This is a genomic window from Ancylobacter sp. (genome assembly GCF_965249975.1).
In the GTDB taxonomy this organism is placed as follows: domain Bacteria; phylum Pseudomonadota; class Alphaproteobacteria; order Rhizobiales; family Xanthobacteraceae; genus Ancylobacter.
In genome coordinates this window covers 856,524-869,549 of record NZ_CBDFNE010000003.1, presented here as the reverse complement: position 1 = coordinate 869,549, position 13,026 = coordinate 856,524, and the positions used below count along the sequence as shown (strand labels likewise).

The window sequence follows — 13,026 nt, the reverse complement described above, 5'->3', positions numbered from 1 at the left end:
TGCCGCGCTGTCGCCGGTTCCGGCCGGAACGGTCCGCGCACCCGGCGCGTTCTGGCTCGACAAGTGGGAGGAACTCCATGGACGAACGAGAAGACACCATACGCGCGCGGGCTCACCAACTGTGGGAGCAGGAAGGCCGCCCGGAAGGCCGGGCCGAGGACCACTGGGTGCAGGCCAAGGAGATTTTGGCGATTGAGGAAGGGCGCCCGGAGACCCTGCTATCGGTCGAGGAGACGGCGTCGCCGCCGATCGAGCCAATCGAGGCGCAGACCAACGCCGGCGAATTTCCCACCCTCACCGACCAGGGCGAGATGCAAATCCCCCACCGCCCGGACGCCGTGACCGCGCCGGCGGAAACCGGGGTGGCCGAACGGGCGTCCGGCCGCAAGAAACCGCGTGCCTGATAGAGATCGCCGCGAAGAGCAAAACGGGGCGGCCATGGGCCACCCGGTTTTAATTGTCCTTCCCGGCGGATTGGCCGGCGCGATAGCGTTCAGCAGCGTGTGTGTTGGGCGCGGTCGGCGAGGGGGCCGGCAAGGCGCGCTCAGGCCGGCTCCATCCGCGCGAGGTGGAGCTTGACCCCGCTCTTCTCGGCGACGCTGGCGAGGTCGCCGACCGGCGCGGCCTCGGTGACAAGCAGGTCGATGTCGCGCAGCGATCCCAGCCGTACCAGCCCGCGCCGGCCGAACTTGCTGCTGTCGATGGCGAGGATGACCCGCCCCGCCTGCATCATCGCGGCGCGCACGGCGGCGACTTCGGCATAGTCGTCATCGCCGATGTCGCCATCCTCGTCGATGCCGCTGACCGAGATGACGACGAAGTCGAATTTGAACGCCTGGATGAACTCGGCCGAAGTCTGGCTGAACACGCCGCCATCCACCTGCCGGACGAAGCCGCCGGGCACGGCGATGGTGAAATCGGTGCGGTCGCTGAGCGTCGAGGCGACGCGCAGGCTATAGGTGACGACGCGCAGCGCCGTGTGGTCGAACAGCGCGCGAGCCACCGCCTCGCAGGTCGTGCCGGTGTCGAGGAAGACCGAGGCATTGTCGGGCACGAGGCGGGCGACGGCGGCGCCAATCGCCTCCTTCGCCTGCGCATTGGCGATGCGCCGCTGGCGGTAGACGGTGGGGTCGATCGGGGTCGAGGCCACGGCGCCGCCATGCAGCCGGCGCACCTTGCCCTCCAACTCCAGCGCGACGATATCGCGCCGGGCGGTCTGGGTCGTTACCGAGAAGCGGCTCGCGATCTCCTCGATCGAGATGTAGCGGTTCTGATCGAGATACTGCACCAGAAAGGCGCGGCGGCGCGCCTTCTTGCCCTCGTCGTCCCGCTCGTCATCGCGCATCAGCATGTCGGCTCTCGAAAGCACAGCGTCAGAATAGTCAGCGACCCATGCGGCGCCCATCAGGCGCCGCATGGGTCGAGACGGCTCGGGGCCGGCCGGAGCTTGTTCCGGCCGGCGGAGGATGACGCGGAAGGACCGCGCGTCAGAACTTGACGCTCAGCGTCCCCGTGAGGCCGTTGTCGCTCTGGCCGGAGCCGAACTGCCCGTCATAGCCAATGCTGATGGTAGCATATTCCGTGGCGGCGAACTCGATCCGCGCGCCGAGCACCGCGACATTTTCCGCAATCGGCGCGCCGGTGACCGAGAACACGTCGCCGCCGACGAAGGCGAATGACGCGTCGGGCGTGATGTCGCCGGAGGCGTGCTGCCAGCCGACCGTTCCGTGCAGCGTGGCCTGCATCCCCCCGACGGTGAAGCGGGTGGACGCACGCAGCCCCAGCGTGGTGAAGAAGGTGTCGAGGCTGTCGCTCTGCCCGCCCAGCGCCGTCACGCCACCCTGTTCGGCGAAGCTGTCCGTGCTGTAGTGGACATAGGCGAGGTTGACGAAGGGCTCGAACACCGCCGTGCCGTTCTCGAAGCGGTAGCCGAGCTCACCGAAGACCTGCGAGGTCGCGGCATCGTAATCGGCGGTGAGTCGCTCGCTGATGGTCGGAATGTTGACCTGGCGCAGGCTGTCGATGGTGTGCCAGGTATAGGCGGCGCCGAGGCGCACGCCGACCGGGCCGGCCTGCGTGCCGGCATAGAGGCCGAGATGGACATTGTCGCTGTCCGCGCTGGCGGCGAGGTCGTCGAGGCTGACCGAGGTCTGGCTGTAGCCTGCCAGCATGCCCACGCGCCAGTTGCCGGGAAGGCCGGCATCGAGGCCGCCGAGGACGCCGCCGGTGTTGCTGGTGAGGCCGTCGGCATTCCCGTCGCCATCGACCGCGTTCCAGCTGCCGAAGCCGCGCATCCACATGGCGACGCCCTTGGTGTCCGCCGCCACCGGGCGGGGCGCCTTGGTGTCGAGGCTGGCCACCGCCATGTCGGAGATCAGCGTCTCGCCCGCCGAGGCACGCAGCCGGTCATCCATCGCGTCGCGGACGAAGCGACTGGTGCTGACCAGCACGCCGGCGGTGGAGGCATGCACCTCGCCGCCGATCTGGCTGAAGATGGACCGCGCCGTCGTCGCGTCCTGCATGACGATGGCGTTGTAAAGCGCATTGCCATAGCCGAGGCTTTCCGCCCCGCGCGCCGCCGCCTGCTGGTTGCTGGTATAGCCCACCTTGTCGAAGGCAGTGTCGTTGCGCGCCATGGTGAGCCGGATGTCGGTCGCGCCATAGGTGAGCGTTGGGTCGAGGAAGGCGAGGTTGGAGGTCACGTCGGCGAACGCCCCCTCGATGCCGCCGGCCGAGGTGAGGATGGTGTAGGCGGTTTCGGGCAGATAGTTGCCGCCGGCCGCGATGCCGATCACGCTGCCGCCTTCGATCGTGGTGGCGCCAGTCACGGCGACAAGGTCGCTTTTGCCCTCGGCGTTGAGTTCGACCTGATAGATGGAACCGGCGGCGAAGCTCAGGTTGCCCGCCACGTTGAGCGTGCCGATGGACTGGCCGGGCGCGAGCGTGCCGCCGGAAGCGACGCGCAGATGGCCCACCGTGCCGGTGCCGGCCAGGGCGGCGCCGTCGAAGACGGTGGTGAGGGACGAGGTGGCAATCGACCCGTTGACCACCAGCAGGCCCGCTTCGATCTTGGTCTCGCCGCTATAGGTATTCTGGCCGAACAGGCCGAGCGCACCGTCGCCCAGCTTGGTCAGGCTGCCGGTACCGGAAATCACCCGGCCGATCGCCACCGCATTGTCCGCCGCGGCGACCTCGATGCCGCCGCCGCCGGCTTCCAACACCACGGCGCGGTCGAGCAGCGTCATGGCCGTGCCGGCAATGCGCAGCGTGCCATTGTCGAGATGCAGGCTGGCCGCCGAGGTGCCGAGCGCAGCGTCCTCGTCGACGATGAGCGTGCCGCCATCGGTCACCAGCGTCTGGCCGATGAAGCTGTGGTCGTCGATGCAGTAGTCGCGGATCGCCTGCTGGAAGCGCGGGTCGGTGCTCGTGCAGTCGAGCAGCGTCTTCTTCTCTTCCAGCGTCAGGCCGGTGAGGATCGGATTGCCGTTCTCGTCGGAGATCTGCCCGAGATAGACATCGGTGCGCATATTGTTGCGCGTGAGGTAGAATTCCTTGTTCTTCTCCGCGAACACGGTGGCGTCGGCACCCCAGACAAGGCGGGTTTTTTCCACGTCCTTGTTGTCGACCGTCTCGGTATAGGTCTCCAGCGCCGGGCCGATCCATTTGAGCGTATGGGCCACCGGCTCATGGTCGGCGAGCGGGGCGCTACCGTCATTGATGAAGCCGACATCGTCCAGCACGCCAGTATAGGCGTCCTTGGGATCGTCGACGATGGTGTACCACTTGCCGAAGGGACGGGAGACCAGGAAATGGTCGATCGTCACCCGGTCCCAGCTGGTCCAGGTGTTGGTGGCATCTTCGCCGGCCGAGGGCCAGGTGGTGGTGCCGTCCTTCAGCTCGTGCGGCGCGAAGGGCTCGCGCTCGGCGGGGGTGGTGAGCAGCATGTACTGCTTCTTCAGCACGTTCATCGTCACCGGCGTGTTCGAGGCCACCGGATAGGTCTCGTCGTCGAACGTGATGCCGTTCTGCGCCATGTCCTTGGCGATGATCTGTTCCCACTCGCGCCAGCTCATCTGCGAGATGCTGGTCTTGCCGGGGAACTCCTCGGGATGCGCGTCGAAATAGGCCTGGATCACGTTGCGGTAGTGGGCCTTGCCGTTGCCGTCCACCACCTGCATCGAGGCGGCATAGGCCTCATACTCGCTCGCCTTGCCTTCCGGGGTGTATTCCTTGGCCAGTTGCTTCCACAGCGCCGAGGAGCCGCTGTCGACGATGGTGCGGGCGAAGAGATAGGACTGCTGGTCGGCATTGTGCAGGCCGCGCTCGGAAACGTCGCCGGCGTTGAAGTCGCCGACGAGAATGATCGGCGTGTTGGAGCCCGCCGCCCAGCTGTTCATGCCCTTCACCTCGTTCAGGCGGGCATTGGGCTCGTCGTAATAATTGAGATGCACCGAGCCAATGATGGTCTGCGGCACGCCGTTCTGGGCGTCGATCTTCTGATAGGCGACGGCATCGCCAAGCGTGCTGGAGCCGAAGCTGCCGGACAGCCGGCTGATAAGGCTGACATCGCTGATTTGCGTGCCGGCATAGGTGCCGAGGCCGGCATCGCCGAGGATCTGCGTCAGGCCGGGGATGTACTTGGTATTGGTGCGCGATTCCTGCAGGGCGATGATGTCGTAATTGCCATTGGTGAAGAAGTCCGAGGTGACGCCGAGATTGTTGGCGTACTGGTCGCCCCAGGTGTTCAGCGTCAGGATGCGGAGCGTTCCGTCCTCCGCTTGGCCGGCAACGGTACCGAGCACCGTCATCGCCGCCCCGCACAGGAGGCGAGAGGAGAGTGTGGCGAGGCTGAAGTCACGTCGGTGGCGGGTTTTCCCAAGAGTCATCATGCAGTCCCCATGCGCCCGGAGTGCCGCGCCCGGCCCGGAAAGCGACACTGGCTCCCGGATTTCGGTCGGCGTTGATCGAGGACTGTCGATTTCGCAGATCAGTATGTCACTTAGATTACATTTATGGCGAGCGGAACGAGGCTGCGGTGCTCAAGCACCTTTGCGCGCGGCGCCGCGTACCCTGTGTGGCTTTTTGCCAACAGAAAGACCACCCAAGTGACGTCGACGCAGGCGTTTCATCGCAGGCATGGGGAGCTGTAACTCTTTACTCCGAAACGATATATAGCTGAAAAGATTGCTCATTTTCCGCGATAGGCGTGCGTCGCGCGCCCTCGGGAAAGGCTGTGGAGCGACGTTCTCGGGCTGGACCTTATCAGCCCGATCGTTGCCAACGACGCGCGGAGATGCCTCTGTGGCAATTCCATTGATGGCGCGGGATGTCGGCTGTGTGCTCCATCTTTTGAGCGCTTGATGAAAAGTAATGTCGTTAAAGCAACATTTATGTCTCTCTTTGCGTCCCGCGATCAGGCGCGCTCGGGTATCCCGGCGGGTGGCGTAATCGACAGGCGCCGCACTTCCGGGCGGTAGGTCTGGTTCTGCTGGCGGCGCAGCGAGGTGCGGAAGTCGCGCGGCGTCATGCCGAATTGAGCGTGGAACGCGCGCGACAGAACGCTGGGATAGGAAAAGCCGCAGGCGGTGGCGACATCCTTGATGCCGAATTCCTCATAGAACAACATGTTGCGGGCAGCCTGCAGGCGAATGCGCAGGTAAAGCCGCATCGGCGTCTCATCGAAGGAGCGGCGGCATTCGCGCTGCACCGTCTTCGGCGACACGGCCAGGGTTTCCGCGATCTCGTCGAGCGGCAGGGGGAAATCCAGATTGCGCTCCATCAGCGCCACGATCCGGTCGGACAGGGACGGGGTGGCCGCAGCGGCCGGCGTGTCGTCGAGCCGCTGCGGGGTGGCGGCGGGGCGGGGGGCGTAGACCAACGCATTGGCCACCTCGCTCGCCAGAGTCGTGGTTTTCAGCCGCCCGATCAGGTCGAGCATCATGTCGAGCGTGGCGATGCCGCCGGCACAGGTCAGGCGCTGGCCGTCGATCAGGTAGATCTGGCCGTTGACGCCGACCCCGGGGAAACGCTCGCGGAAGGTCGGCACCGCCTCCCAGTGCAGCACGACCTCGCGCTTGTCGATGAGCCCGGCCTGCGCAAGGGCGAAGGTGCCGGTGTCGACCGCGCCGATCGATGCCCCGAACCGGGCAGCGGTGCGCAACTGGCTGAGCAGCTTCGAGGAATTGCGCTGCATCGGCAGATTTCCCTCGAAGACGAGGTAGAAATCGGCGGCGGGCATGGACTGCAGACTGTCATCCGCCGACATCCACAGCCCGTTGCTCGCCCGTACCGGCGCCCCGTCCTCGGAGACGAAGCGCCAGCGGAAAATCTCCCGCCCGCTGTTCTGGTTGGCTATGCGCAGCGCCTCGCTCGCCAGGACCAGCGCGTTGAGCGGGAATTCCGGCTGCAGGATGAAATTGAATGCGGGCACCCCGCCCTCGCGCAGGCCGGGGGAGCCAGTGGCAGGCGAGGGGCTGGGCATGGGAGGTCTCACCGACATCTGGGCTGACCAGAAACATCAAAAATGAGACCAGATATGTCAACTCGTTCGGCGTTTTGCCGTCACTATGAGGCCACGGAATGATCCGGGGAACCGCTGGCGGGCCCCTCGGCACCGGGATTTGTTGACACGACATTTGAGTGGGCACGCGACGCTTTCGTCCGTGAACGTCTGCGGCCAGCGGGCCGTGGGCGCGGGATGACGCGTGGCTGCCGCGAGCCGGGAGTGGTGACGTGCAGACGGAAATTCTCAAGAAAAAGCTCGAAGGCTGCTACGTCACGGTGCCGACGCCCTTCCGCGACGAGGAAGGGTTTCCGGTCGACGAGACCGCGCTGCGCACCTATGTGCGCTTCCTCATCGATGGCGGGCTGACCGCCGAGACGGCCGTGTTCCTCGCCGGCGGCGCGGCGGGCGATTTCTCCACCATGACCTTCGAGGAGCGGGTGCGGGTGGCGGAGATCGTCGTCGACGAGGTCGGTGGCCGGGTGCCGGTGGCCATGGGCGCGCAAACCACCAGCACGCTCGAGCTGATCCGCCTCGCCAAGGCCGCGCAGCGCATCGGCGCCGACTTCATTCAGGTGTCGTGCCCGTTCTACTTCAGCCACACTGAGGCGGATTTCGAGGCGTTCGTCCGCGCGGCGGCGGAAGCGGCGCCGGAGATCGGCATCATCATCTACAACACCTTCTGGAACACCACGAACATCTCGTTCCGGATGGTGGAGCGGCTGGCGGAGATCCCGAATGTCGTCGGCCTGAAATGGGCGACCCCGCGCACCGACGCGATGGAATTCGAGAGCGTGGCGGCGCATTTCTCCAAGCGCTTTACCATCATCGACAACAATCTGTTCTTCGCCTTCAGCGCCATGCCCGCGCTCGGCGCCAAGGCGTTCGAGGTGCATCTGTGCAATTTCTGGCCCGAATGGGGGCTGAAGCTGGTGCGCGAGATCGGCGCCGGCCACTACACCGAAGTGGCGCGCATGCTCGTGGAAGAGGCCATGCCGTTCTACAAGCTCTGGGTGGAGATCGAGCGCGATTTCACCAGCGGCGACGGCTATCTCGACAAGCTGTGCATGGAACTCGTCGGCCTGCCCTCCAGCCGCTGCCGCCCGCCGACCCGCGACGTCCGTCCGCTCTACCGCGCGGCGACGCTCGACATGATGCGCCGCATCGGCACGCCCAACCTCGTGGCCGGCTGAGAGGCACCATGGCGGGCGCGGCGAACCTCATCATCCTGGCTGCCGGCGACAATGTCGGCATCGCGCTGCGCGACATCCGCGCCGGCGAGCGGGCCACGACGCTGTCCGGTGTGTCGCTGCAGGCGCTGGAAGATATCCCCCAGGGCCACAAGCTGGCGCTGGGCGACATCGCCGAGGGGCAGGACATCGTGCGGTTCGCAATGAAGGTGGCCGTCACCCGGGCGGCGATCGGGCGGGGGCGTCTCGTCCACATTCACAACGTGGCCAGCCGCTACCTCAACAATGACGAGGACCATTATGAGTAGCCTCGCCACCTCTTCCCCGCTTGCCGGCATGCGCGGATTTCTCCGCCAGGATGGCCGCAAGGGCATCCGCAACTACGTGCTGGTCGCCTATCTCGTGGAGTGCGCCCACCATGTCGCGCGCATGATCGCGGCGCCGCATCAGGCGGAGGGCGCGCAGCTGATCGGCTTTCCCGGCTGCTATCCCAGCGACTATGCCGAACGGGTGATGACCGCCCTCACCACTCATCCCAATGTCGGCGCGGTCCTGCTGGTCTCGCTCGGCTGCGAGGAATTCCAGCGCAGCCGTCTCAAGGCGGCGATCGCCGCCAGCGGACGGCCGGTCGAATTGCTGACCATTCAGGCCTGCGGTGGCACCGCCGGGACGGTGGCGCAGGGCCGGGCCTGGGTGAGTGAACAGCTCACCGCCCTTGCGGCCATGGAAAGCGTGCCGGTCGCGCTCAGCGATCTCGTCATCGGCAGCAAATGCGGCGGTTCGGACGGTCTGTCCGGGGTCACGATCAACCCGGCGGTCGGCCATGCCAGCGACCTGCTGGTCGATGCCGGCGCGACCGTGATGTTCGAGGAGACCTGCGAGCTGATCGGCTGCGAGGAGCATATGGCCCGCCGCGCCACCACGCCGGACCTCGCGGAAGCATTGCGCGGCGCGGTGCGGAAGGCGGACGCGTATTACACCGCGCTCGGCCATGGCAGCTTCGGCGGCGGCAATATCAAATACGGCCTGTCGACGCTGGAGGAAAAGTCGCTCGGCGCCTATGCCAAGAGCGGCTCGCGGCCGATCAGCGGCCTGCTGAAGCCGGGCGTGCGCCCGCCCGGACCCGGGCTCTACCTCATGGACACGGTGAATGACGGGCCGGTGCGCTTCGGCATTCCCAACATCAACGACACCCAGACCATCACCGAGATGGTGGCGAGCGGCTGCCACCTGATCCTGTTCACGACAGGCGCCGGCTCGGTGGTCGGGCAGGCCGTGGCGCCGGTCATCAAGGGCGTGTCGAACTCGCGTACCTATGGCCGCATGCAAGGCGACATGGACGTCAATGGCGGCACGATCGCCGATGGCGTGGAGACGGTGGAGGATGTCGGCCGCCATCTGGTGGACGCCGTCATCGCTGCGGCTTCGGGCGCGCCGACCAAGTCCGAAGCGCTCGGGCACCAGGAATTCGTTCTGTCCTACAAGACTTACGAAGCGCTCGGCCCCGGCTGCCTGCCGGTCTGAGCGACCCCAGTATCGCACAAGCAATAACCAGAGCGGGGATCGCAATGATCATGTCTGCAACACTCGGAAAGCGACTTGCCGGCGCGGCGCTTCTTGCCGTCAGCCTGTTCGGTGCCGGTCAGGCCAAGGCCCTCGACGATGTGAGGCTTCGGCTCAACTGGATGTGGTACGGTTCGCACGCGGCCTTCGCTCTCGGCAAGGACCGCGGCTATTTCAGGGATGCCGGGATCAATCTCGATATCCGTTCCGGCAACGGCTCGGGCTCGGCGCACCGGCTGGTGGCCAATGGCGACAGCACCTTCTCCTACGGTTCCTGCGCCGGGCTGGTGAACCTCGCCTCCAAGGGCGCGCCGCTGATCTCGGTCGCCGTCATCGACGCGATGGGGACGGAGGCCATCATCGTGCGCCCGGATGCCGGCGTCACCAAGATCGCCGACCTCAAGGGCAAGAAGCTGCTCACCACCTCCAATGCCGGGGTGAACACCTTCTTCCCGCTGGTGCTGAAGAATGCCGGCCTTGCCGAGGGCGATGTCGGCATCATCAACGTGCCGGATGGCGCGCTGGTGTCGAGCTATCTGCAGGGCGCCGGTGGCACGGTCGGCATGCTTGGCGGGCTTGACGACAAGCCGGCCGAGATCAAGGCGGCCGGCGGGGCGCAGCCCGTCACCTTTCCCTATTCCGAATTTGGCGTGAATCAGGTCGGCTATTGCATCGTCACGTCGCGGGAGACGGTGGCGAAGAACCCGGATCTGGTGCGGCGCTTCCTCGCCGCGACGGTGAAGTCCTACAAGGCGGCGGAGGCCGACCCTCAGGCGGCGGTCAACGCGATGGGCGACATCGTCGGCGGTACCATGAACGAGGAAGCCGGAAAGAAGCAGGCGGCGGAGGTGCAGAAGGTCACGCTCGACGTTCTCTACTCCAAGGCCAATACCGGCAAGGTGCTGGGCATGAACGTTCCGGCCGACTGGAACGACATGATCGCGCTGATGAAGACGTATAACGGCCTTGAGACCAAGGAGCCGGCGAGCTTCTTCTACACCAACGATTTCCTGCCGAAGTAGAGGCTTCCGACCCCGCGCGGGCGGGGAGAACCTCTCCGCCCGTTCCGTATCTCAGGGAGTGCAGACGCGTCATGGGAGCAACGATCGACATCCGGTCGCTGACAAAGACGTTCGGTGTCGGTCCGGCGGCGGTGCACGCCTTCGGACCGGTCGACCTGACCATCGAATCCGGCAGCTTCGTCTCGCTGCTCGGCCCGTCGGGCTGCGGCAAGTCCACCCTCATGCTGATGATCGCCGGCCTTCTGGACGCGAGCCGGGGCGAGATATTCTTCGACGACCGCAAGGTCGAGGGGCCGCGCACCGATATCGGCATCATGTTCCAGGACAACACGCTGGTGCCGTGGCGCACGGTGGAGGGCAATGTCGCCCTTCAGCTCGAACTGCGTGGGCTCGACCCGCGCGACTATGCCGACCGCATACGCGACCTGCTGCGTTCGGTGAAGCTGGACGGTTTCCAGCGCCGCCATCCCTATGAGCTTTCCGGCGGCATGCAGCAGCGCGCGGCCTTCTGTCAGGCGCTGGTGCACGAGCCGGACACGCTGCTGTTCGACGAGCCGCTGGGCAAGCTCGACGCCATGACGCGCGAGAGCATCCGCACCGACCTGCAGACGCTGTGGATGCAGAAGCGGCCGACGGTGGTGTTCGTCACCCATTCCATCGAGGAGGCGGTGCAGCTTTCCTCCACCGTCTGCGTGGTGACGCCGCGCCCGGGGCGGATCGAGCGCCGCATCGACATCGACCTGCCCTGGCCGCGCAACCTCGAAGTGAAGGCAAGCGCCCGGTTCACCCAGTATGTCCGCGAGATACAGGGGATCTTCCATGACTATGGTGTCCTCTAGCATGCCGCCCGAACCCGGCCTCGCCGCACGGCTCGCTACGCGGGTCGTTCTCGCGCTGCGCGCCTCCTGGCCCTTCGCTGCCTTCTTCATCGGCTTCTTCCTGGTGTGGGAATATTCCGTGGTGATCTTCAAGATCCCCGGCTACATCCTGCCCACGCCCTCGCAGATTGCCGCCCATGGCTGGGCGGATATTCCCCGGCTGCTGGACTACACGCTGATCACCGGCGCGGAGAGCCTGATCGGCTACGCGCTTGCCATCTGCGTCGGCGTGCCGGTGGGGCTTGCCATCGCGTTCTGGAAACCGCTGCAGCGCACCGTCTACCCGTTCCTCGTCAGCCTGGAGATGGTGCCGAAGATCGCCTTCGCGCCGCTGTTCATCGCCTGGCTCGGCTTCGGGCTGCTGCCCAAGGTCGTGATCGTCGTGCTGGTGTGCTTCTTCCCCGTCGCGCTGAACTCGATCCACGCCTTCGGTTCGCTCTCCGACGAACTCACCCGCTTCTGCCGCTCGACCGGCGCCGGGCCGCTGCGCACCTTCTGGAAGGTACGGCTGCCCGCCGCCCTGCCGCAGTGCTTCGTCGGCTTCAAATATGCCGCGCTGAACGCGACGGTTGGCGCCACCATCGCCGAGTTCATGGGCTCCGATCAGGGGCTCGGTTTCTACATCCAGATCGCGACCGGCAATATGCGGCCGGATCTCGCCTTTGCCGGCATCTTCTTCCTCACATTGCTCGGCCTCGCCTTGTTCGGCGCGGTCTCGCTGGCGGAGAAGCTGCTGATCCCCTGGCACATCACGCTGCGCCGCCACTGAGCGCATTCTCCCAAAGGGCCTGCCATGACGCCGCGTTTCGCGTATCGCGACCTTCTCTCCCTTGCCGAGGCGGTGCTGGTGCAGGCCGGACTGCCGTCCGAGCCCGCGGCCTCGGTGGCGTTCGGGCTGGTGGAGGCGGACCTGCTCGGCCACACCACGCACGGGCTGGCGCTGCTCGTCGATTATGTCGAGGAGCTCGACAACGGCACCATGGAGCGCGAAGGCCGGCCGGCGGTGATTGCCGATCAGGCCGCCGTCGCGACCTGGGACGCACGGCGCCTGCCCGGCATCTGGACGACGCGACTGGCGGTGGAGGAGGCCGTGCGCCGCGCCGGCATTTACGGCCTCGGCGCCATCGCGCTGCGGCGCAGCCACCACATCGCCTGCCTTGCGGCCTTTCTGGAGGCGCCGGCGCGGGCGGGAATGCTCACCCTCGTCTATTCCTCCGATCCCAGCGACGCCCATGTGGCGCCGTTCGGCGGGCTGACCCCGGTGATGACGCCTAATCCCATCGCCGCCGGCATTCCCGCCGAACCCGATCCGATCCTCATCGACGTGTCGACGTCGATCACCACCGCCGCCATGTGCGGGCGGGTGCGGTCCGCCGGCGGGCGTCTGCCCGGCGCGTGGCTCAAGGACAGCGACGGCAACGCCACCGACGACCCCGCCGCGTTCAAAGAGGGCGGTTCGATCCTTCCGATCGGCGGGCTGGACCATGGCCATAAGGGCTACGGCCTCTCCCTGATGGTGGAGGCGATGACGCAGGGCCTTAGTGGCTATGGCCGCGCCGACGCGCCGCGCGACTGGGGCGCCAGCGTGCTGGTGCTGGCACTCTCGCCGGCAGCCTTCGGCGGGCTCGACGGCTTCACCCGCCAGACCGAGTGGCTGGCCGGGGCCTGCCGCGCCTCCCGCGTGCCCGAAGGCGCGCCGCGCGTGCGCCTGCCCGGCGAGGCCGGCCTCGCCCGCAAGCGGCGTGCGCTCGATGAGGGCGTCGCGCTGCATGACGGCATCGCCGACGCCCTTGCCGGGCTGGCCGCGCGCTTCAACCTGCCGGCCCTCGTTCCTTTTGCCGCCTGACCGCCCCATCCCCGGAGACCCGCCC

General features: G+C 66.6%; 11 protein-coding genes. 8 read left to right on the top strand and 3 right to left on the bottom strand.

The window, feature by feature from the left end:
• Window positions 1-77: 77 nt before the first annotated feature.
• Window positions 78-404: a DUF2934 domain-containing protein gene (locus tag ACP2AH_RS04230; RefSeq protein WP_425104638.1), complete on the top strand. Its 327-nt coding sequence runs from the start codon at window positions 78-80 to the stop codon at window positions 402-404.
• Window positions 405-544: 140 nt separating this feature from the next.
• On the opposite strand, the gene ACP2AH_RS04225 is transcribed toward ACP2AH_RS04230, so the two are convergent.
• From ACP2AH_RS04225 to ACP2AH_RS04215, 3 genes are all read right to left on the bottom strand, one after another.
• Window positions 545-1,351 carry a DeoR/GlpR family DNA-binding transcription regulator gene (locus ACP2AH_RS04225; RefSeq protein ID WP_425104637.1) on the bottom strand — a complete coding sequence of 269 codons (807 nt, stop codon included), beginning with the start codon at window positions 1,349-1,351 and terminating at the stop codon, window positions 545-547.
• A gap of 136 nt (window positions 1,352-1,487) precedes the next feature.
• The gene (locus tag ACP2AH_RS04220) at window positions 1,488-4,886 is read right to left on the bottom strand and encodes an autotransporter domain-containing protein (protein ID WP_425104636.1); all 3,399 of its coding nucleotides are present in this window, start codon (window positions 4,884-4,886) and stop codon (window positions 1,488-1,490) included.
• A 527-nt stretch (window positions 4,887-5,413) separates the two neighbouring features.
• Window positions 5,414-6,481: a GlxA family transcriptional regulator gene (locus ACP2AH_RS04215; RefSeq protein ID WP_425104635.1), complete on the bottom strand. Its 1,068-nt coding sequence runs from the start codon at window positions 6,479-6,481 to the stop codon at window positions 5,414-5,416.
• A 251-nt stretch (window positions 6,482-6,732) separates the two neighbouring features.
• On the opposite strand from ACP2AH_RS04215, the gene ACP2AH_RS04210 reads away from it, so the two are divergent.
• From ACP2AH_RS04210 to ACP2AH_RS04180, 7 genes are all read left to right on the top strand, one after another.
• Entirely contained in the window at window positions 6,733-7,695 is a 963-nt protein-coding gene (locus ACP2AH_RS04210) for a dihydrodipicolinate synthase family protein (protein ID WP_425104634.1), read from the top strand.
• 8 nt (window positions 7,696-7,703) lie between these two features.
• Window positions 7,704-8,000 carry a UxaA family hydrolase gene (locus ACP2AH_RS04205; protein WP_425104633.1) on the top strand — a complete coding sequence of 99 codons (297 nt, stop codon included), beginning with the start codon at window positions 7,704-7,706 and terminating at the stop codon, window positions 7,998-8,000.
• Window positions 7,993-9,216, top strand: a complete 1,224-nt coding sequence (locus ACP2AH_RS04200; RefSeq protein ID WP_425104632.1) for a UxaA family hydrolase — start codon at window positions 7,993-7,995, stop codon at window positions 9,214-9,216. The genes ACP2AH_RS04205 and ACP2AH_RS04200 overlap by 8 nt, the downstream gene beginning before the upstream one ends.
• A gap of 50 nt (window positions 9,217-9,266) precedes the next feature.
• Window positions 9,267-10,277, top strand: a complete 1,011-nt coding sequence (locus tag ACP2AH_RS04195) for an ABC transporter substrate-binding protein (RefSeq protein ID WP_425104631.1) — start codon at window positions 9,267-9,269, stop codon at window positions 10,275-10,277.
• A 71-nt stretch (window positions 10,278-10,348) separates the two neighbouring features.
• Complete coding sequence (locus ACP2AH_RS04190; protein WP_421697126.1) at window positions 10,349-11,116, top strand: ABC transporter ATP-binding protein; 768 nt, start codon at window positions 10,349-10,351, stop codon at window positions 11,114-11,116.
• Window position 11,117: 1 nt separating this feature from the next.
• Window positions 11,118-11,924 carry an ABC transporter permease gene (locus ACP2AH_RS04185; protein ID WP_425104630.1) on the top strand — a complete coding sequence of 269 codons (807 nt, stop codon included), beginning with the start codon at window positions 11,118-11,120 and terminating at the stop codon, window positions 11,922-11,924.
• Between the two features lie 24 nt (window positions 11,925-11,948).
• Complete coding sequence (locus ACP2AH_RS04180) at window positions 11,949-13,001, top strand: Ldh family oxidoreductase (protein WP_425104629.1); 1,053 nt, start codon at window positions 11,949-11,951, stop codon at window positions 12,999-13,001.
• Window positions 13,002-13,026: the final 25 nt, after the last annotated feature.